This window comes from Klebsiella sp. A-Nf5 (assembly GCF_002810545.1).
GTDB classification, from domain to species: Bacteria; Pseudomonadota; Gammaproteobacteria; order Enterobacterales; family Enterobacteriaceae; genus Klebsiella; species Klebsiella variicola.
The window spans coordinates 250,679-270,238 of sequence record NZ_PIOG01000222.1 but is presented as its reverse complement, the minus strand read 5'-3'; the positions used below and the strand labels follow the sequence as shown (position 1 = coordinate 270,238).

17 protein-coding genes and 1 other annotated feature are annotated in these 19,560 nt (G+C 58.6%); of the genes, 7 read left to right on the top strand and 10 right to left on the bottom strand.

Annotated elements, in window-relative coordinates; translation table 11 throughout:
- Nucleotides 1-59: 59 nt before the first annotated feature.
- From copA to ybaK, 3 genes are all read left to right on the top strand, one after another.
- Complete coding sequence (copA, locus tag CWM53_RS21795; protein ID WP_100729379.1) at nucleotides 60-2,561, top strand: copper-exporting P-type ATPase CopA; 2,502 nt, start codon at nucleotides 60-62, stop codon at nucleotides 2,559-2,561.
- 129 nt (nucleotides 2,562-2,690) lie between these two features.
- Complete coding sequence (locus tag CWM53_RS21790; RefSeq protein WP_100729380.1) at nucleotides 2,691-3,485, top strand: TraB/GumN family protein; 795 nt, start codon at nucleotides 2,691-2,693, stop codon at nucleotides 3,483-3,485.
- A gap of 201 nt (nucleotides 3,486-3,686) precedes the next feature.
- The gene (gene ybaK / locus CWM53_RS21785; RefSeq protein ID WP_004204728.1) at nucleotides 3,687-4,166 is read left to right on the top strand and encodes a Cys-tRNA(Pro)/Cys-tRNA(Cys) deacylase YbaK; all 480 of its coding nucleotides are present in this window, start codon (nucleotides 3,687-3,689) and stop codon (nucleotides 4,164-4,166) included.
- A 105-nt stretch (nucleotides 4,167-4,271) separates the two neighbouring features.
- Here the strand turns inward: ybaK and ushA are convergent, their stop codons facing one another.
- Nucleotides 4,272-5,924 (bottom strand): bifunctional UDP-sugar hydrolase/5'-nucleotidase UshA, encoded by a 1,653-nt coding sequence (gene ushA / locus CWM53_RS21780; protein ID WP_032734896.1) that lies wholly within the window; start codon nucleotides 5,922-5,924, stop codon nucleotides 4,272-4,274.
- A gap of 295 nt (nucleotides 5,925-6,219) precedes the next feature.
- On the opposite strand from ushA, the gene CWM53_RS21775 reads away from it, so the two are divergent.
- On the top strand, nucleotides 6,220-7,440 hold the full coding sequence (locus CWM53_RS21775) for an MFS transporter (protein ID WP_100729381.1): 1,221 nt from the start codon (nucleotides 6,220-6,222) through the stop codon (nucleotides 7,438-7,440).
- A 225-nt stretch (nucleotides 7,441-7,665) separates the two neighbouring features.
- Nucleotides 7,666-9,342 (top strand): YbaL family putative K(+) efflux transporter, encoded by a 1,677-nt coding sequence (ybaL, locus tag CWM53_RS21770; protein WP_061155513.1) that lies wholly within the window; start codon nucleotides 7,666-7,668, stop codon nucleotides 9,340-9,342.
- A gap of 34 nt (nucleotides 9,343-9,376) precedes the next feature.
- Here the strand turns inward: ybaL and CWM53_RS21765 are convergent, their stop codons facing one another.
- The 9 genes from CWM53_RS21765 to CWM53_RS21720 all read right to left on the bottom strand — a co-directional run bounded on the left by CWM53_RS21765 (nucleotide 9,377) and on the right by CWM53_RS21720 (nucleotide 18,764).
- On the bottom strand, nucleotides 9,377-10,681 hold the full coding sequence (locus CWM53_RS21765; protein ID WP_074386709.1) for an inosine/guanosine kinase: 1,305 nt from the start codon (nucleotides 10,679-10,681) through the stop codon (nucleotides 9,377-9,379).
- A gap of 63 nt (nucleotides 10,682-10,744) precedes the next feature.
- The gene (gene hemH, locus CWM53_RS21760) at nucleotides 10,745-11,707 is read right to left on the bottom strand and encodes a ferrochelatase (protein WP_100631440.1); all 963 of its coding nucleotides are present in this window, start codon (nucleotides 11,705-11,707) and stop codon (nucleotides 10,745-10,747) included.
- Nucleotides 11,708-11,835: 128 nt separating this feature from the next.
- Nucleotides 11,836-12,480, bottom strand: coding sequence for an adenylate kinase (adk, locus tag CWM53_RS21755; protein ID WP_002892184.1), 645 nt, complete (start codon nucleotides 12,478-12,480; stop codon nucleotides 11,836-11,838).
- Between the two features lie 222 nt (nucleotides 12,481-12,702).
- Nucleotides 12,703-14,577 carry a molecular chaperone HtpG gene (gene htpG / locus CWM53_RS21750; protein WP_012542661.1) on the bottom strand — a complete coding sequence of 625 codons (1,875 nt, stop codon included), beginning with the start codon at nucleotides 14,575-14,577 and terminating at the stop codon, nucleotides 12,703-12,705.
- 112 nt (nucleotides 14,578-14,689) lie between these two features.
- The gene (gene recR, locus CWM53_RS21745; RefSeq protein WP_008805449.1) at nucleotides 14,690-15,295 is read right to left on the bottom strand and encodes a recombination mediator RecR; all 606 of its coding nucleotides are present in this window, start codon (nucleotides 15,293-15,295) and stop codon (nucleotides 14,690-14,692) included.
- On the bottom strand, nucleotides 15,295-15,627 hold the full coding sequence (locus tag CWM53_RS21740) for a YbaB/EbfC family nucleoid-associated protein (protein WP_061155516.1): 333 nt from the start codon (nucleotides 15,625-15,627) through the stop codon (nucleotides 15,295-15,297). The genes recR and CWM53_RS21740 overlap by 1 nt, the downstream gene beginning before the upstream one ends.
- Before the next feature lie 57 nt (nucleotides 15,628-15,684).
- Nucleotides 15,685-17,592 (bottom strand): DNA polymerase III subunit gamma/tau, encoded by a 1,908-nt coding sequence (gene dnaX / locus CWM53_RS21735; RefSeq protein ID WP_074386710.1) that lies wholly within the window; start codon nucleotides 17,590-17,592, stop codon nucleotides 15,685-15,687.
- Nucleotides 16,288-16,352, bottom strand: a sequence feature (DnaX frameshifting element). Its footprint overlaps the gene before it by 65 nt.
- A gap of 92 nt (nucleotides 17,593-17,684) precedes the next feature.
- The gene (apt, locus tag CWM53_RS21730) at nucleotides 17,685-18,236 is read right to left on the bottom strand and encodes an adenine phosphoribosyltransferase (RefSeq protein WP_012542663.1); all 552 of its coding nucleotides are present in this window, start codon (nucleotides 18,234-18,236) and stop codon (nucleotides 17,685-17,687) included.
- A 150-nt stretch (nucleotides 18,237-18,386) separates the two neighbouring features.
- The gene (locus tag CWM53_RS21720) at nucleotides 18,387-18,764 is read right to left on the bottom strand and encodes a DUF454 family protein (RefSeq protein WP_008805444.1); all 378 of its coding nucleotides are present in this window, start codon (nucleotides 18,762-18,764) and stop codon (nucleotides 18,387-18,389) included.
- 69 nt (nucleotides 18,765-18,833) lie between these two features.
- Here CWM53_RS21720 and priC point away from each other — a divergent pair, with 69 nt between their 5' ends.
- Both priC and rsmS read left to right on the top strand, forming a co-directional pair.
- On the top strand, nucleotides 18,834-19,361 hold the full coding sequence (gene priC / locus CWM53_RS21715; RefSeq protein WP_061155518.1) for a primosomal replication protein N'': 528 nt from the start codon (nucleotides 18,834-18,836) through the stop codon (nucleotides 19,359-19,361).
- A 12-nt stretch (nucleotides 19,362-19,373) separates the two neighbouring features.
- Nucleotides 19,374-19,547: a pleiotropic regulatory protein RsmS gene (gene rsmS, locus CWM53_RS21710; protein WP_008805442.1), complete on the top strand. Its 174-nt coding sequence runs from the start codon at nucleotides 19,374-19,376 to the stop codon at nucleotides 19,545-19,547.
- The last annotated feature ends 13 nt before the right edge of the window (nucleotides 19,548-19,560 follow it).

The following is a 19,560-nucleotide window of genomic DNA, read 5'->3' as shown; positions in this document are numbered from 1 at the left end:
CTCGATGAAAGAGTGGGTCTGGTCAATCGTTGACCGGAAAATTATTCAGGAGTTTTTGTATGTCTAACACTATCGACCTGACGCTGGATGGCCTCTCCTGTGGGCATTGCGTCAAACGCGTGAAAGAGAGTCTGGAACAGCGTCCTGACGTTGAGCAAGCCGAGGTGACCCTCACTGAAGCCCATGTCACGGGTAGCGCCAGCGCGCAAGCGCTGATTGATACCGTGAAACAAGCCGGATACGGCGCGGAGCTCAGCCACCCAAAGGCTAAACCGCTGGCAGAATCATCAATCCCGTCGGAAGCACTGACAGCGGCCACTCCTGAGCTTCCGGCAGCCCATGACGAAGATGACAGTCAACAGCTGCTGATCAACGGCATGAGCTGCGCCAGCTGCGTCTCCCGGGTACAAAACGCGCTTACCGCGGTGCCGGGCGTCTCACAGGCGCGGGTTAACCTGGCGGAACGCACGGCGCTGGTGATGGGCAGTGCGTCCGCCGCAGAATTAGTGCAGGCGGTGGAAAAAGCCGGCTATGGCGCGGAGGCGATCGAAGACGATCTGGAACGCCGCGAACGTCAGCAGGAAACCGCTATCGCTACGATGAAGCGTTTTCGCTGGCAGGCGATTGTCGCCCTGCTGGTCGGCGTGCCGGTGATGGTCTGGGGGATGATCGGCGATAACATGATGGTCAGCGACGACAACCGTTCGCTGTGGCTGGCCATCGGTCTTGTCACCCTCGCCGTCATGGTCTTCGCCGGCGGCCACTTCTACCGCAGCGCGTGGAAAAGCCTGAAAAACGGCACCGCCACCATGGATACGCTGGTGGCGCTCGGCACCGGCGTCGCCTGGCTGTACTCGATGAGCGTCAACCTGTGGCCACAGTGGTTCCCGATGGAAGCCCGGCATCTCTATTACGAAGCCAGCGCGATGATTATCGGCCTGATTAACCTCGGCCATATGCTGGAGGCCCGCGCGCGCCAGCGCTCCTCGAAAGCGCTGGAGAAACTGCTCGATCTGACGCCGCCTTCAGCCCGCGTGGTGACCCCTGAGGGGGAAAAGGATCTGCCGCTCGCGGAAGTTCAGGCCGGCATGACCCTGCGCCTGACCACCGGCGACCGCGTTCCGGTCGACGGCGTGATAAGCCAGGGCGAAGCCTGGTTTGATGAAGCGATGCTCACCGGCGAACCGGTGCCACAGCAAAAAGGCGATGGCGATGCCATTCACGCCGGCACCGTGGTGCAGGACGGCAGCGTGCTGTTCACCGCCAGCGCCGTCGGCAGTCAGACCACGCTGGCAAGAATTATCCGTATGGTGCGCCAGGCGCAGAGCAGCAAGCCGGAAATCGGCCAGCTGGCGGATAAAATCTCTGCAGTATTTGTTCCGGCGGTAGTCGCCATTGCGCTGATCAGCGCCGCGATCTGGTACTTCTTCGGCCCGGCGCCGCAGATCGTCTATACCCTGGTCATTGCCACCACGGTACTGATTATCGCCTGTCCATGCGCGTTAGGCCTGGCGACGCCGATGTCGATTATCTCCGGCGTTGGCCGGGCGGCAGAGTATGGTGTGCTGGTGCGCGACGCCGATGCGCTGCAGCGCGCCAGCGAACTCGACACCCTGGTGTTCGATAAAACCGGCACCCTGACCGAAGGCAAGCCGCAGGTGGTGGCGGTGAAAACTTTCTCAACCTTTGATGAATCCACCGTCGTGCGTCTTGCCGCCGCGCTGGAACAGGGCTCAAGCCATCCGCTGGCGCGAGCGATCCTTGATAAAGCCGCCGACAGTTCGTTGCCGGAAGTCAGTGGCTTCCGCACCCTGCGCGGCCTTGGCGTCAGCGGCGAAGCGGAAGGTCATCGCCTGCTGCTCGGCAACCAGGCACTGCTCAACGAGCAGCATATCGCCACCGGCGATATAGAAAGCGAGATGACGGCGCAGGCCTCACACGGCGCCACGCCGGTGCTGCTGGCGGTGGATGGCCAGGCCGCCGCGCTGTTCGCCATCCGCGACCCGTTACGTGAGGATAGCGTCGACGCGCTGGCGCGCCTGCATCGTCAGGGTTACCGTCTGGTGATGCTGACCGGGGATAACCCCACTACAGCGAATGCCATCGCCAAAGAAGCGGGCATTGATGAAGTGATCGCTGGCGTACTGCCGGACGGTAAAGCCGATGCCATTAAACGTCTGCAGAGCCAGGGACATAAAGTCGCGATGGTCGGCGACGGTATTAACGACGCTCCGGCGCTGGCCCAGGCCGATGTCGGGATCGCCATGGGCGGCGGCAGCGATGTCGCCATTGAAACCGCGGCGATCACCCTGATGCGCCATAGCCTCAACGGCGTGGCCGATGCGCTGGCAATTTCGAAAGCAACGTTACGCAATATGAAGCAGAACCTGCTGGGCGCGTTTGTCTACAACTCGCTGGGTATCCCGATTGCCGCCGGGATCCTCTGGCCGCTGACCGGCACCCTGCTGAACCCGGTGGTCGCCGGTGCGGCGATGGCGCTGTCGTCGATCACCGTGGTGAGTAACGCCAACCGCCTGCTGCGCTTTAAACCGAAAGAGTAAACCCGTCACATGAAACGGGCGCCGACGTTGTTCGGCGCCCGTTTTTTGCTGAGACAAGAAAAGCCCGCCGGAAGGGTGACGTGTATCACCATATGCGCTAGCATGAAGTCCTCACACTTCGGAGCGCGTATGGGCCTGTTAAACCGGATAAAAATGCTGTGGCGAGCCGCCGTCGGCCCGTCTTATTCCTGGCCTGCAATGGATATCGTCCTGCCCGGCGAACGCTATTTGCACCTCGTCGGCAGCATCCATATGGGCACCCGCGACATGGCGCCGCCGCCAGCGAAGCTTCTGAAAAAAATACGCCAGGCCGATGCGTTAATCGTCGAGGCCGATATCAGCGGCAATGAAACCCCGTTTAGCAACCTTCCCTCTTACCCGCCGCTGGCAGAACGTCTGAGCGATGCACAGCTGAGCGAGCTAGAGGCGCGAGCCGGCGAGCTGGGCCTGTCGGTCGGGCTGTTCGATAACCAGCCGCTGTGGCAGGTGGCGATGGTCCTGCAGGCCACCCAGGCGCAAAAGCTGGGACTGCGACCGGATTACGGCATCGATTATCAGTTGCTGATGGCCGCCCGCGAGAGCAACATAACGGTGATGGAACTGGAAGGCGCCGACAGCCAAATCGCGCTGCTGCGCGATCTGCCCGACGGGGGGATGGCCCTGCTGGAAGACACACTGAGCCACTGGCGGACCAATGCCCGCCTGCTACAGGTGATGATCGGCTGGTGGCTGGAACAACCGCCATCGCGCGGTGCGGTATCTCTGCCGACGACTTTCAGCCAGTCTTTATATGATGTGCTGATGCACCAGCGCAATCTCGCCTGGCGCGAGACGCTGCTGGCCTTGCCGCCGGGGCGCTACGTGGTTGCCGTCGGCGCGCTGCACCTGTATGGCGAAGGGAATCTGCCGGACATGCTGACATAAAAAAATGGCCAATATTGCTATTGGCCCGTCAAAGAGGAATTTCATCATTATTATTATCCCGGGATATACATCCCGGATCGTCTGATTGTCGCTCAAAGTGACCATCACTGCCAATACTATTGCGCAAGATGGTACTATTTTTTATACAACCTGCGGGCGTATTCTGACGCCACGCAAAACCGGTTGGTAAGAAGGATAGCTATGACTCCCGCCGTTAAATTACTCGAAAAAAACAAAATCCCCTTTCAAATCCACAGTTACGATCACGATCCCAATGAGACCAACTTCGGTGATGAAGTGGTGCGCAAGCTCGGCCTCAATGCCGACCAGGTTTACAAGACCTTGCTGGTCGCCGTTAACGGCGATATGAAGCATCTGGCGGTCGCCGTCACCCCGGTCGCCGGGCAGCTGGATTTGAAGAAAGTGGCTAAAGCGCTGGGCGCTAAGAAAGTCGACATGGCCGACCCGATGGTGGCGCAGCGTATCACCGGCTATCTGGTGGGCGGCATCAGCCCGCTGGGGCAGAAGAAGCGCCTGCCGACGGTGATTGACGCTCCGGCGCAGGAATTTGCCACCATCTATATTTCCGGCGGCAAACGCGGTCTGGATATTGAGCTGGCGGCCAGCGATCTGGCGCAGCTTCTGGACGCTAAGTTCGCCGATATCGCCCGCCGCGATTGAGCACACCATCCCGGATAGCGGCGCACGCGCCTTATCCGGGTTACCCAACTCGTAGCCCCGGTAAGCGCAGCGCCACCGGGGAAATAGCCAACCTGAAGCCCAGGCTTACTGCCAGCTCACCTCGCCTTTCGGCTCGTAGGCTGCCGCATCCAGCGGCGAGTTCTTCTCGATATACTCTTTCAGCACTTCGGCATCGATAAAGCCGGTATTCACATACCCGGGTTTATCGGCAATGTTCGGATAGCCATCGCCGCCGGTAGCGTTAAAGCTCAGCGTCGCCATCCGGTAGGTCTTCGCCGGATCCACCGGTTCGCCTTTGATTTTCAGATCGTTCAGTTTGCCATCTTTGGCTACAAAGCTGACGTTGGCAAACTGCGGATAGGCGCCGGAATCCGGCTTCATCTGCGCGACGGCGGTCAGGTAATCCACCACCTCCTTGCCGCTCATATCGACATAAGTCAGCACATTGCCGAACGGCTGGACCTTCATCACATCCTTGTAGGTGATATCGCCCGCCTCGATGGAGTCGCGGATCCCACCGCCGCTCATCACCGCGAAATCCGCGTTGCTGCGCGCCATTTGCGCCGCCAGCAGCAGGTGACCCATATTAGTCTGCACGAAGCGCACTTTACTGCGATCGCCCTCCAGATGACCATTCACACTGCCGATTTTGACCTGCAGTTGCGCTTTGCCTTTGTTCTGGAACGGCGTCAGCAGCGACATCATCTGCGGGTTCTCCGCGATCTGCGGCGTATACAGCACCCGCTCGCTTTGGCCGTTATCGTAAGTCACTTTTTTCTTCAGGTTCACCGGGATCAGCTGGTAATGCACCAGCTTCATCTCGCCGTTGCGGAACTCAAAATCGGCGCGGCCGACATATTTTCCCCACTCATGCGCCTGGACGATCCAGATGCCGTTCTGACGATCCGGGGCGCACGGCGTACCTGGCACATAATCGACCTGCTTTTTATTTTCCGACGCCATGCACACCGGATCCTGTGAGTGACCGCCGACGATCATCGCCAGCGATCCGGCAGGTAAACTCCGCGCCATTTCAACGTCGCCCGGCGCGTTGGAGCCGTGGTTGCCATTGTCGTAATGACCCATATGGGTGGTGGCCAGGATCACGTCCGGCTTTTCATTCTGCTGCAGCTCCTGGATAACCAGCTTCGCCTCTTCCGCCGGTTTGCGGAATTCGATATCGGTGAAATATTCCGGATTGCCGATCTTGGCCGTATCGTCGGTGGTTAAGCCAATCACCGCGATTTTCAGCCCGCCGCGCTTAAACAGCGCCCAGGGTTTAAACAGCCGTTCACCCGTGCTTTTCTGATAAATATTGGCCGACAGGAACGGGAACTTAGCCCACTTTTCCTGCTGGCGCAGCACGCTCAGCGGATTATCAAATTCATGGTTACCCACCGCCATCGCGTCGTAGCCGATCAGGTTCATGCCGCGAAAATCGGGCTCTGCATCCTGTAAATCAGATTCTGGCACGCCGGTATTAATATCGCCGCCGGATAACAGCAGGACGCTCCCCCCTTCCGCCGCCACCTCTTTGCGGATGCCATCGACCAGCGTTTTCTGCGCCGCCAGACCATATTCGCCGTAGTCATTGCGCCAGAAATGGCCGTGGTGATCGTTGGTGTGCAGGATGGTAATTTTATAGGTTTTGTCCTGCTCATAGGCCTGCGCGGACAGGCTGCCCAGCGATAAGGCGGCAAATAACGCCAGCGCCACGCTGTGTTTGAAATAATGCATGCTTCACTCCCTGACTTAATCCCAAGTGCCGAAAGTATAGCGAGTTAGCCGCGTTGACAAATATGTTTTCAGAATTGCGACTTCCTTCAAACCTTATCAACAGGTATGTTAGTTGGATAATAATTCTACCCGTCATACTTCAAGTTGCATGTGCGTTGGCTTTCCTCGCTCACCCCAGTCACTTACTTGAGTAAGCTCCTGGGGATTCGCTGCGTCGCCGCCTTCCTGCAACTCGAATTATTTAGGGTATCAACCTGCATTCTCTACAACAAATAGAACTCGCTGAAGTGAACCTATGACAACCAACCAATCCGCTCAGACCTTACCCAGTACCGACGCGCCGCCGCAAAAAGCACGCACCTCGTTTGGCATCTTAGGCGCGATCAGCCTGTCCCATCTGCTTAACGATATGATCCAGTCGCTCATTCTGGCTATCTATCCGCTGCTGCAGGCGGAGTTCTCCCTTACCTTCGTGCAGATCGGGATGATCACCCTCACCTTCCAGCTCACTTCATCGCTATTCCAGCCGGTGATTGGCTACATCACCGATAAACGCTCGATGCCGTGGTCGCTGCCGGTGGGCATGTGCTTCACCCTCTGCGGTTTGATTCTCCTGGCGCTGGCCGGGAGTTTCGGCATGGTGCTGCTGGCTGCCGCGCTGGTGGGTACCGGCTCCTCGGTTTTCCATCCGGAATCGTCCCGCGTGGCGCGGATGGCCTCCGGTGGCCGTCACGGTCTGGCCCAATCACTGTTCCAGGTCGGCGGTAACTTCGGCAGCTCGCTTGGCCCATTGCTGGCGGCGGTGATTATCGCCCCCTATGGCAAAGGCAATGTCGCCTGGTTCGTGCTGGCCGCCCTGCTGGCTATTGTGGTGCTATCGCAAATCAGCCGCTGGTATGCCGCGCAGCACCGGATGAATAAGGGCAAACCGAAGCCGGTCATCGTCAATCCGCTGCCGCGCAATAAGGTCATTCTGGCGGTAAGCATTCTGCTGATGCTGATTTTCTCGAAATATTTCTATATGGCGAGCATCAGTAGCTATTACACCTTTTATCTGATGCATAAGTTCGGATTATCGGTGCAAAACGCGCAGCTTCATCTGTTTGCCTTCCTGTTCGCGGTTGCCGCCGGGACAGTGATCGGCGGGCCGGTTGGCGATAAAATTGGACGTAAATATGTGATTTGGGGCTCTATCCTCGGCGTAGCACCGTTTACCCTCGTTTTACCCTACGCCAGCCTTGAATGGACGGGGATTTTGACGGTGATTATTGGTTTTATCCTCGCCTCGGCCTTTTCCGCTATCCTGGTCTATGCGCAGGAGCTGCTGCCGGGCCGAATCGGCATGGTTTCTGGCCTGTTCTTCGGCTTCGCCTTTGGCATGGGGGGCCTTGGCGCCGCGGTGCTGGGCCTGTTGGCGGACCATACCAGCATCGATCTGGTGTATAAAATCTGCGCCTTCCTGCCGCTGCTGGGTTTCCTGACGATATTTCTTCCTGATAACCGGCAAAAAGTCTGATTATCCGGCGGCCAAAGTGCAACGCTGGCCGCCGTTATCCCTTGCGCCATCAGCCTGGTGCGCACATAGCCCCCGCGATTTTCCCTTCTGTGCCTTTTAGTTGGCTAATTCCATTTTTTGGCGCAATTCAAGAATTATTCATAAACAAAGTGAACGTTTTTGTCATAAACTATTACCCGGATAGGGTAGCAAAATGGACCGATACACCACTGGAAAGGAGACGGAATGCACCACGCAACACCGCTTATCACCACCATTGTCGGCGGCCTCGTGCTCGCCTTTATTCTCGGCATGATTGCCAACAAGCTACGTATTTCTCCTCTGGTGGGATATCTCTTAGCGGGCGTGCTGGCCGGACCTTTCACCCCTGGTTTTGTTGCTGACACCAAACTGGCTCCTGAACTGGCAGAACTCGGCGTGATCCTGCTGATGTTCGGCGTCGGGCTGCATTTTTCCCTGAAAGATCTGATGGCGGTAAAGTCGATCGCCATTCCCGGGGCCATCGCCCAGATAGCCGTGGCGACGCTGCTGGGTATGGCACTTTCCGCCGCCCTTGGCTGGTCGCTGATGACCGGCATCGTCTTTGGCCTGTGTCTCTCCACCGCCAGTACCGTGGTGCTACTGCGCGCGCTGGAGGAGCGACAGCTGATTGACAGTCAGCGCGGGCAGATTGCCATCGGCTGGTTGATTGTGGAAGACCTGGTGATGGTCCTGACGCTGGTCCTGCTGCCAGCGATTGCCGGGATGACGGAGAAAGGTGACGTCGGCTTCGCCTCTCTGGCCCTCGACCTCGGGATCACCATTGGTAAAGTGGTGGCCTTTATCGCCATCATGATGCTGGTCGGTCGCCGGCTGGTGCCGTGGATCATGTCGCGCAGCGCCGCCACCGGATCACGCGAGCTGTTCACCCTGTCAGTTCTGGCTCTGGCGCTGGGCATCGCCTTCGGCGCCGTGGAGCTGTTTGATGTTTCCTTCGCCCTTGGCGCCTTCTTCGCCGGCATGGTGCTTAACGAATCTGAGCTGAGCCACCGCGCCGCCCATGACACCCTGCCGCTGCGCGACGCCTTCGCGGTGCTGTTTTTTGTCTCCGTCGGCATGCTGTTTGACCCGATGGTGCTGGTCCAGCAGCCGCTGGCGGTGCTGGCAACGCTGGCGATTATTATCTTTGGTAAATCCGCCGCCGCCTTTTTCCTCGTGCGTATGTTTGGTCATTCGCCGCGTACCGCACTGACCATTGCCGCCAGCCTGGCGCAGATTGGTGAGTTTGCCTTTATTCTCGCCGGTCTGGGGATGGCGCTTAACCTGCTGCCGCAGGCCGGACAAAACCTGGTGCTGGCCGGGGCGATCATCTCGATTATGCTCAACCCGGTGCTGTTTACCCTGCTGGAAAAATATCTCGATAAAACCGAAACCCTCGACGAGCAGACACTGGAAGAGGTGCTGGAAGATGAGAAGCAGGTGCCAGTCGATATCTGCAACCACGCGCTGCTGGTTGGCTTCGGTCGCGTCGGCAGCCTGCTGGGCGAGAAGCTGATGGCCCAGGGGATCCCGCTGGTAGTGGTTGAGACTTCGCGCACCCGCGTGGATGAGCTACGCGAGCGCGGGATCAGCGCGGTGCTGGGCAATGCCGCCAATGAAGAGATCATGGAGCTGGCGCATCTCGACTGCGCCCGCTGGCTGCTGCTGACTATCCCCAACGGCTACGAGGCCGGAGAGATTGTCGCTTCCGCACGGGAAAAATGCCCGAACATCGAGATCATTGCCCGCGCCCATTATGATGATGAAGTGGACTACATTATTGAACGCGGGGCCAATCAGGTGGTGATGGGCGAGCGGGAAATTGCCCGTGCCATGCTACAGCTTCTGGAAACGCCACCGGCCGGTGAAGTGGTCACCGGCTGATGCACTCCCCTCACCCATCGGGAGAGGGGCTCGCTTAACGCTCCCAGTATGCCTCTTCCAGGCTGTCCTCACGTTCCGGCAGGCCGCGGGTTAAACGCGGCGAGTGCTGGTTCAACACCTGATAGCTCACGCGGTTGGCATATTTACACACCTGCGCCAGCGACGAGTAGGTCAGCCAGTTGCATTTGTGCTTGCTGGAGTTGGGCACATTATTACGATGGTAGTTATTGGCGGTGATGTCATGTAGCAGCGCCGCCAGCGCGCCGTCGCCTGCGCCGTTGGTATTCATGATTTTTTCAGGCCCGCCCATATACGGGGCGATATGGGAATAGATACGCAGCGGATTAACGCAATCCTGGTGGCGCATCGCACGGCTGAATTCAAACTGGTTAAACTCCGGGATCGCCCCCGGCAGCAGCGGATGCTGGGTTTTCCGCTTCGCCTCTTCTTCGGTAAAGCCCGCCATATACAGGCCCGCCGGCCCGGCGGTGCACAGCACCAGGTCGACCCAGTCCAGCGCTTTATCCGCCGCCGACAGCGGATCGGCAAAACCGGTCAGGGCTTCCCCTTCCTCTTCATTCATCGCCAGAATCGAGACATGCTCCTGCAGGAACTGCTGCCACCACGCCGGGTTATCGGCAATCACGTATTTGGTCCCGAGAGTTAACACCACCGGCACATCGTGCTTTTTGGCGTACTCGATGGCTTTCATCGTGGCGTCCGGCATTGGCTCGCCCGGCTTGCAGCGTACCAGGTAAGAGGTCAGCACCAGCGCCGAGGCGCCGGCGATCACCGCTTCCGGAATGCTTTCCGGGCGCAGCTTGTTCATATGGCCCGGGCTGATGGCGAAGGTGCGCTCGCCGCTGTCGCTGATCAGGGTAAAACAGCGGCCAATGGCGCCGTCGACGCCCTGCAGATAGTTCAAATCGGTGCGGCTGGAGGTATTGCACAGGTAGCGATAGGCATAGCCGCCGATGTCGATATTGCTGCACATCACGCCAAGCAGCACCGAGCGATCGTCCGCCAGCACCGAGTAGTTGTGCATGGTATTGCCGATGGTGCCGCCGGCAAACTGATGGGTAATGAGATTGTTGCGTACCAGCTCCTGGTACAGCGCCTCGGCGACATCATCTTCAATCACCAGAGAGTGGCCTGCACTCAGGCCATAGCGCACGATAAACGCTTCATCCACTTTCGCTTCGATATCCACCAGCGTCTGGTCGATACCCACCACCCAGGAGACGCTGGATTCATTCTCCGGCTGTATTTGCTGGAGCAGCGGGTCGCGGGCGTTAACGGGAAAATAGTGTTTGGATTTGCGTTTACCGGGAAATTTCATAGTGGCGCTTAAATAACAGGGAACAAGCGGGAAATAGTAGCATATTCCCCGCCCTGCGCGCGATCAGCGATAAGGCGCCGTCAGGTTGACCATCATCTCAATATGCGCCACATCCGCGTTTAGCGCCGGAATATATTCATACTGCTCGCCACCCGCTTCGAGGAAAACTTCCCGGTTCTGAACGGCAATCTCTTCCAGCGTCTCGAGACAGTCGGCGGAAAAACCCGGGCACAGCACCTGAATATGCTTCGTCCCCTTCTCGCCAAGCATTTTCAGCGTTTCATCGGTGTAGGGCGTCAGCCAGGGCTCGCGGCCAAAGCGCGACTGGAAGGTCATCATCACCTGCTCCGGCGGCAACCCCAGCGCGGAGACCAGTTCCCGCGTGGTATCGCGACAGCGCTGGGGATAATCATCCCCCTGATTGGCATAGCGCTGCGGGATCCCATGATAGGAGAGCAGCAGCAGATCGGGTTCACCGTGCACGGCGAAGGAGGCGCGCACGCTGGCCGCCAGCGCATGGATATAGTCCGGATGTTCGGCATAGTCGCGAATAAACGAGATACCGGGAATGGCGCGCTTTTTCGCAAGGATCCGCGCCAGCTCATCCCAGACGGCAGCCACCGTCGAGCAGGAATACTGTGGGTACAGCGGCAGCACTACAATGTGCCCCACCCCCTGCGCCAGTAAATCATCCACCGCGCTGGCCAGCGACGGCGAACCATAGCTCATGCCCAGCGCCACCGGCGTATCCGGCAGCCTGGCGGCCAGCGCCTGCTGCTGGCGACGGCTATATACCATCAGCGGCGATCCCTCATCCATCCACACGGACTGATAGAGCTTCGCCACGCGCGGGGAGCGAATCGGCAGTATGACGCCACGCAGCAGCGGCCACCATAGCAGACGAGACGTATCCACCACCCGTTTGTCGCTGAGGAATTGTCGCAGATAGCGCTTCACCGCACCGGGGGTGGGCGCATCGGGAGTGCCTAAATTGGCCAGCAAGATACCTGTTTTCGTCTGATGCATTACCGCCTCTTAACCATTTGAATCGCAGCCAATTGTAGCTGAAATGGCGCTAAACGGAACCAATCATAGCAAAAGGTAGAAATGAGAGGAGTTCTCATCCTGCCGCAGCAGGATGAGAAAAGGCTTTATCAGCCGAGGATTTTTTCCAGTTCGGCGCGCACGTCAGCCACCGCTTTGGTGCCGTCGACTTTGGCGTATTTGGTGTTGCCCGCCTGCGCTTCTTTGGTGTAGTAGCCGATCAGCGGCGCTGTCATCTGATGGTATTCCACCAGGCGTTTACGCACGGTCTCTTCCTGGTCGTCTTTACGGGTGGTCAGCTCTTCGCCGGTCACGTCGTCTTTGCCTTCCACCTTCGGCGGATTGAATTTGATGTGGTATACGCGACCGGATGCCGCATGAACGCGACGGCCAACGATGCGGTCGACGATCAGTTCGTCCGGCACGTCGAATTCCAGCACGTAATCAACGGTAATACCCGCTTCTTTCATGGCGTCAGCCTGCGGAATGGTGCGCGGGAAGCCGTCCAGCAGGAAGCCGTTACGGCAATCTTCCTGGGCGATACGCTCTTTCACCAGCGCGATGACCAGCTCATCGGTTACCAGCTTGCCGGCGTCCATAATGTCTTTCGCTTGCTTACCGAGCTCAGAGCCGGATTTTACCGCCGCGCGCAGCATATCGCCGGTGGAGATTTGCGGAATACCGTATTTCTCCATGATGAACTGAGCCTGAGTTCCTTTACCCGCGCCCGGAGCGCCAAGCAGAATAATACGCATTACGAAAATCCCCTCAAAAGTCGATTCAATTTTTCAAAAACGCTAAACCATACCACCAGAACGGCGATGGCTCAAGGAAGGCGGTGCGGCTGAAACGGTTAATGGTGAGATATTTTATGCAATCCAATGTGAAATGCCCCGCCGGAGCAAATTGCTCAGGCGGGGCATTTATCCCGTTCCCGGCGTCGCGTCGCTCGGCCGGGCTACTCGTTCAGGTTCGCGTCAGGAAGCCAGCAGCTGGTTCATACGACGGATAAACTGGTTCGGATCTTCCAGCGTGCCGCGCTCGGCCAGCAGCGCCTGATCCAGCAGCAGTTCCACCCATTCGCCGAACTGCGCGTCATCCTGGGTATCGGCGGCGCGTTTCACCAGCTGATGCGCCGGGTTCAGTTCGAAGATGTATTTCACTTCCGGTGCCGCCTGGCCCGCTGCCGCGAACAGCTTCGCCATCTGCGTGCTCATCTCATCGGCATCGGTAGTGACAATCGCCGGGGTGTCGGTCAGACGATGGGTCAGACGCACCTCTTTCACCCGGTCGCCAAGCAGGTTTTTCACACGCTCAACGAACGGCTCCAGCGCTTTTTCAGCTTCTTTGGTGGACTCGTCCACTTCATCCGCCAGCTTGTCCAGCGACTCGTCGGCTTTCGCCACCGACTGGAACGCTTTGCCGTCGAACTCGGTCAGGTAGCTCATCATCCACTCGTCGATGCGATCGGAGAGCAGCAGAACTTCAATCCCTTTCTTACGCAGCAGTTCGAGGTGCGGGCTGCTCTTCGCCGCCGCATAGCTGTCGGCGGTGATGTAGTAGATCTTCTCCTGGCCTTCTTTCATGCGCGAGACATACTCTTCCAGCGACACGGTCTGTGCGGAGGAGTCGGTATGCGTCGTCGCGAAGCGCAGCAGTTTGGCGATCGCTTCCTGGTTGCTCGGATCTTCCGCCGGGCCCTCTTTCAGCACCAGGCCGAACTGTTTCCAGAAGGTTTGATATTTTTCAGCGTCATCTTTCGCCAGCTTATCCAGCATCTGCAGCGCGCGTTTGGTCAGCGCGGTGCGCAGGTTGCGGGTCACGCTGCTGTCCTGCAGGATTTCACGGGAGACGTTCAGCGGCAGATCGTTGGAGTCGATCAGGCCGCGCACGAAGCGCAGGTAGTTCGGCATAAACTGCTCGGCGTCGTCCATAATGAACACACGCTGCACGTACAGCTTCAGGCCGTGTTTATGATCGCGGTTCCACATATCCCACGGCGCCTGCGACGGGATATACAGCAGGCTGGTGTACTCCTGCTTACCTTCCACGCGGTTGTGGCTCCAGGTCAGCGGGTCGCTGTAGTCGTGAGCGATATGCTTGTAAAACTCTTTGTATTCGTCGTCGTTAACTTCGGACTTGCTGCGGGTCCACAGGGCCTGCGCCTTGTTGATTTTTTCCCACGAAATCACGGTTTCGCCGTCTTTTTCTTCCTGCTTTTCAATCTCAACCGGCAGCGCGATATGGTCGGAATACTTGCTGATGATGGAGCGTACGCGCCAGTCGTTGAGGAAATCGTCTTCGCCTTCACGCAGATGCAGGGTGATTTCGGTGCCGCGATCGGCTTTGGTGATATCAGCAACGGTATATTCCCCTTCGCCGGCGGATTCCCAGAACACGCCGTTCTCAGGTTTATCGCCCGCCGCACGGGTACGCACGGTCACTTTATCCGCCACGATGAAAGCAGAGTAGAAGCCGACACCGAACTGGCCGATCAGCTGGCTGTCTTTCGCCTGGTCGGAACCCATCGATTCCAGAAACGCTTTGGTACCGGATTTAGCGATGGTGCCGAGATGGTCGATAACCTCTTCCCGGTTCATGCCGATACCGTTATCGGCAATGGTCAGGGTGCGGTTGTCTTTATCAAACGAAACCCGTACGCGCAGCTCACCATCGCCCTCATACAAATCCGGCTGCGACAGCGCGCGGAAACGCAGCTTATCGGCCGCATCAGAGGCGTTGGAAATCAGCTCACGCAGAAAGATTTCTTTGTTGGAATAGAGGGAATGGATCATCAGGTGCAGAAGTTGCTTTACCTCTGACTGAAAACCACGAGTTTCTTGTCCTTTCATCTGATTCAACCTCAACAATGCCATTTTAAATGGGGTAAAAAACCGTTGAGTGGGAGATGGGGACTGCGGGGAAATTTTTCAAGCGGAGACGGCGCTGGCCGCCTCCATTTGTTCAGAAAGTAATCTTGTGACGACCGGCCAGCGAGTGGGACAGCGTGGTGCCGTCAACCATCTCCAGCTCACCGCCCACCGGCACGCCGTGGGCGATTCGGCTGGCATCAACGCCATACTGCGCGCACAGCTCCGCGATGTAGTTGGCCGTCGCCTCGCCCTCAACGGTCGGGTTGGTGGCAAGGATCACCTCGGTGATCGACTCCGCTTCCAGCCGTTGTTCAAGGCGATCGAGCCCGATGTCATCTGGCCCAATGCCGTCGAGCGGCGACAGGTGCCCCATCAGCACGAAGTAGCGGCCGGAATACTGCCCGGTCTGCTCAATGGCGTGGATGTCCGCCGGACTCTCCACCACGCAGATCTGGCCGTTTTCCTGGCGACGCGGGTTGCTGCAGATATTGCACACCTCCTGCTCGGTGAAGGTGCGGCAATCGGCGCAGTGGCCGATTTCCGACATCGCACGCGTCAGCGCCTGCGCCAGGCGCATACCACCGCTGCGATCGCGCTGCAGCAGGGTAAACGCCATGCGCTGCGCCGACTTCGGGCCAACGCCCGGCAGACAGCGCAGCGCTTCCATAAGCTGAGTTAACAGCGGGCTGGTTTGCATCAGAACGGCATCTTAAAGCCTGGCGGCAGCTGCATACCGGCAGAAACGGAAGCCATCTTCTCTTTCTGGGTCTCTTCAATGCGGCGCGCGGCGTCGTTAAACGCGGCAGCCACCAGATCTTCCAGCATGTCTTTGTCGTCTTCCAGCAGGCTTGGGTCGATTTCCACACGGCGGCAGTTGTGCGCGCCGTTAATGGTCACTTTCACCAGACCCGCGCCGGATTCGCCGGTCACTTCCAGCTGAGCGATCTCTTCCTGCATCTTCTGCATTTTGTCTTGCATCTGCTGGGCCTGCTTCATCAGGTTACCCAGGCCGCCTTTTCCACCAAACATAGGCTTCTCTCTCAGTCAGTCATCGTTAAAGGTACTGAATGCCAGTCAGACTGGCGTTCAAATGGGGCGGATACTCTCTTCATCCAGATCGGCGTCGAAGAAACGACGCAGGGTCTGAATGTTATTATCCGCAATAATGGCTTCGCGCGCCTGCGCGAGCTTCTCTTCATAAATTGCCTGCCGCCACTCCAGCGGCGTACGCATCGCGGGATTATCGTCTTCCACGATGGTCAATTCAACCGGCGTACCGTACAACACCCCCAGCGCTTCAGCCAGTTTTTGCTGCGCGCCGGCGGAATTGAGGTGACGCTGGCTGGGGCGCAGATGCAGACAGACGCGGCTGCCCTCCTGCTCTTTCCACGCGTTGAGCGCCACCTGCTCGACCAGCTTTGGCACCGCCAGCTGGCTCACTTCCGCCGCCCAGCTGTCGCGCTCGACCGCTTCTTCGGCGAGCTTGGCCGCCAGCTCCGGCGTCTTCTCATGCTCCAGTGCCTTTTTCAGCGCTTTTGGCGTGGCGACTTCGACTTTGGTCTCTTCAACCACTGTCGTCGCCTTCCAGCGATAGGCCTCTTTCTTCGCCGGGGCCTGCTCAAGCGCAGCCGCCGCCGGACGAGCCTGTACGCGCTCGCTAATTGAACTCAGTCGTTCCAGCGCAGCGTTATTCACCGGCCGCGCGCGGGAAGCGGCTGCCGGTTCACTCTTTTTTGGGGTGGTTGCTCCCTGGCTGCGCTGCAGATGGCTGCGGGCCGCCAGCACCTGGCTGGTGGTCGGCGGCAAACTCTGCGGCGGCTGTTGCGGTGGCGCCGCGGGAGCAACGGGCTGACGCGGCGCGGGTGCGGCGGTCTGTGCCGGCTGCACTTCCGGCTCTGGCAGCGGCTTACGCGGATGAAACGCCAGCGCGCGCAGCAGCGTCATTTCGACGCCCATTCGCCGGTCCGGCGCATAAGGCAGCTCTTTGCGGCCCATCAGCAGCGTTTGGTAGTAAAGCTGAACGTCACCCGGCGGTACGGTTCGCGCCAGTTCGCGCATCCGCACTTCGACCGTGGCCATATCGGCGCCCAGCGCCGAAGGCGACAGCTGAACCATGGCGATGCGGTGCAGCAGGCTCTGCATCTCCACCAGCAGTGCCTCCCACTCGACGCCGCGTGCGGCGGCGTCATTGACGCCTGCCATGACCCGCTCGCCGTCGGCAGCGACCAGCGCTTCAATCAGCGACAGCGCCTGATCGTCATCAAGGGTGCCGAGCATAGTGCTCACCGATGCGGCCGTCAGTTGCCCTTCTCCACTGGCAATCGCCTGATCGGTCAGGCTTAAAGCATCGCGCAGGCTGCCGTCAGCTGCCCGCGACAGCAGCTGCAGCGCGCGAGGCTCAAAGGCAATCTGCTCTTCGCCAAGAATATGCTCCAGCTGATGGCGGATCTGTTCAACATCCAGGGCTTTGAGATGGAACTGCAGGCAGCGGGATAAGATCGTCACCGGCAGCTTCTGCGGATCCGTCGTCGCCAGCAGGAATTTGACGTGCGCCGGCGGCTCCTCCAGCGTTTTTAATAACGCGTTGAAGCTGTGGCGCGACAACATATGAACTTCGTCGATGAGATAGACCTTAAAGCGGCCGCGGGCCGGCGCGTACTGGACGTTATCCAGCAGGTCGCGGGTATCTTCGACTTTGGTTCGCGAGGCGGCGTCAATCTCAATCAGATCGACAAAACGCCCCTGTTCAATTTCCCGGCAGTTATCGCACACGCCGCAGGGGGTGGCGGTGATGCCGGTTTCACAGTTTAACCCTTTCGCCAGCAAGCGGGCGATAGAGGTCTTACCGACCCCGCGGGTACCGGAAAAAAGATAAGCGTGATGAATGCGCCCTAACGACAAGCCGTTCGCCAGTGCGGTCAGCACATGTTCCTGGCCGACGACGTCAGCAAAGGTTTGTGGGCGCCATTTACGGGCTAAGACCTGATAACTCATGGGCTGGCTCTGAAACGCTGGAAGGTGAAATCACGAAGGGGTCATGCTATCACAGCCCCGCCCGATCGGCGAGGCTATGTGGAGGGATTTGCTTAGTGGCCCGGGAACGGCACCAGGCTGTAGCAGTGGATCCCCAGCTTCTCCAGGCGCTGTTCGCCGCCCAGATCGAACAGGTTGATAATGAAAGCGGCATCGTGCACTTCGCCGCCGAGACGGCGGATCAGTTTGACCGTCGCGTCGATGGTGCCGCCGGTCGCCAGCAGATCGTCCACCACCAGCACCTTGTCGCCCGGTTTGATCGCGTCAACGTGGATCTCCAGCTGATCGGTGCCATACTCCAGCTCATAGCTCTCGGCAATGGTTTCACGCGGCAACTTACGCGGCTTGCGAACCGGAACAAAGCCCACGCCCAGCGCCAGCGCGACCGGGGCGCCGAACAGGAAGCCACGCGCCTCAGTCCCTACCACTTTGGTAATACCCGCGTCTTTGTAGCGCTCGGTCAGCAGTTCAATGCTAAGCGCGTAGGCCTTCGGGTCTTCCAGTAAGCTGGTGACATCGCGGAAAAGAATGCCAGGTTTTGGATAATCCTCGATACTCTGGATGCTGTTCTTCAGATATTCAAGCTGCTGTGCAGTTGCGGTCATAAGTGTATGCCTGATTGAAACGGTGTTACCCACGGGCGTGCAAAAGGGGCCAAAGAAACATTTGTTTAACCTTTGACCAGGCTTGCCCGCGCTCGAAAACGCCAGAATTTACTGGCTGTCAGCAACAATTGCAACAGGCATTATTGCGCATCAGTGCTTTTGTTGCTTTGCGTCAACCACCGGAATGCGCCACATAAAGATCAGCAGACAGGCCAGAATGACCAACAGCATGATGCGCACCCACGTAAGCTTAACCAGCCACAGCGAAATAGCAAAAGTCACCACGATCATCGCAATGGCGCGCGGTTTGGCGCCGCGAGGCATCGCACGGTACTGCTGCCAGTGGCGAAGATAGCCGCCAAACCAGGAGCGATACAGCAGCCATTGGTGAAAGCGCGGCGATGAGCGAGCAAAGCACCAGGCGGCGAGCAGAATAAACGGCGTCGTCGGCAGCAACGGTAAGAAGATGCCCAGCGTACCCAGCGCTACCGCCAGCCAGCCGATAATGGTTAGAATAACAGGTGGCATAATGCGAATCGTTATCAAACAGATGAGGCTACTGTAGCACAGTTGGCTGAAAGGGAATGGAGGGGTTTGGTGAAAACAGCTCAACTTTTACAAACGCTGAACGATCAGCTCAGCGAGCTGGCCGCGCTGGTTGCGCCGCTGGCGGAGCACGCGACCCTGAGCCCGCGCTTTGACCGTCAGCTCTTTCACACCCGCAGCACGCTGATGCAGGCCTATCTGGCGGAAGCCCAGCAAAATTTTACCCAACTGAGCCAGGCCGTCGAGCGCCAGCAGCTGCCGCAGGTGGTCTGGATTGCCGAGCGTCTGGCGGCGCAAATCGCCGCGCTACGTCGTGAAACCGCGACCTGGTCGTTGCGCAGTTGGGACCACGCCTCTCCGGCGCTGAGCCGCTGGCAGCGCCGTCGCCTGCAGCATCAGGAGTATGAGCGCCGCCTGCTGGCGATGCGCGACCAACGCCAGCGCCAGCTGACGCAGGCGACCAGCCTTGACGAACAGCAGCGACTGGCCAGAGAAGTTGAGGCCTACAGCGGCCGGCTGGCCCGCTGCAGGCAGGCACTGGACAAAATTGAAAACGTACTGGCGCGGCTGACGCGCTAACAGGAGAGCCCATTGTCACTGGAAAATGCATCCGATGAGGTCAAATTGGCCGTCGATTTAATCATGTTGCTGGAATCGCATCAGATCCCGGCGCAAACCGTGCTGGGCGCGCTGGAAATTGTCCGGCGGGATTATGCAAACAAGTTAAAAAACGCGGAAAGCGGGTCGCAAAACCCAGAGAAGTAGGATGTTGTCTCCG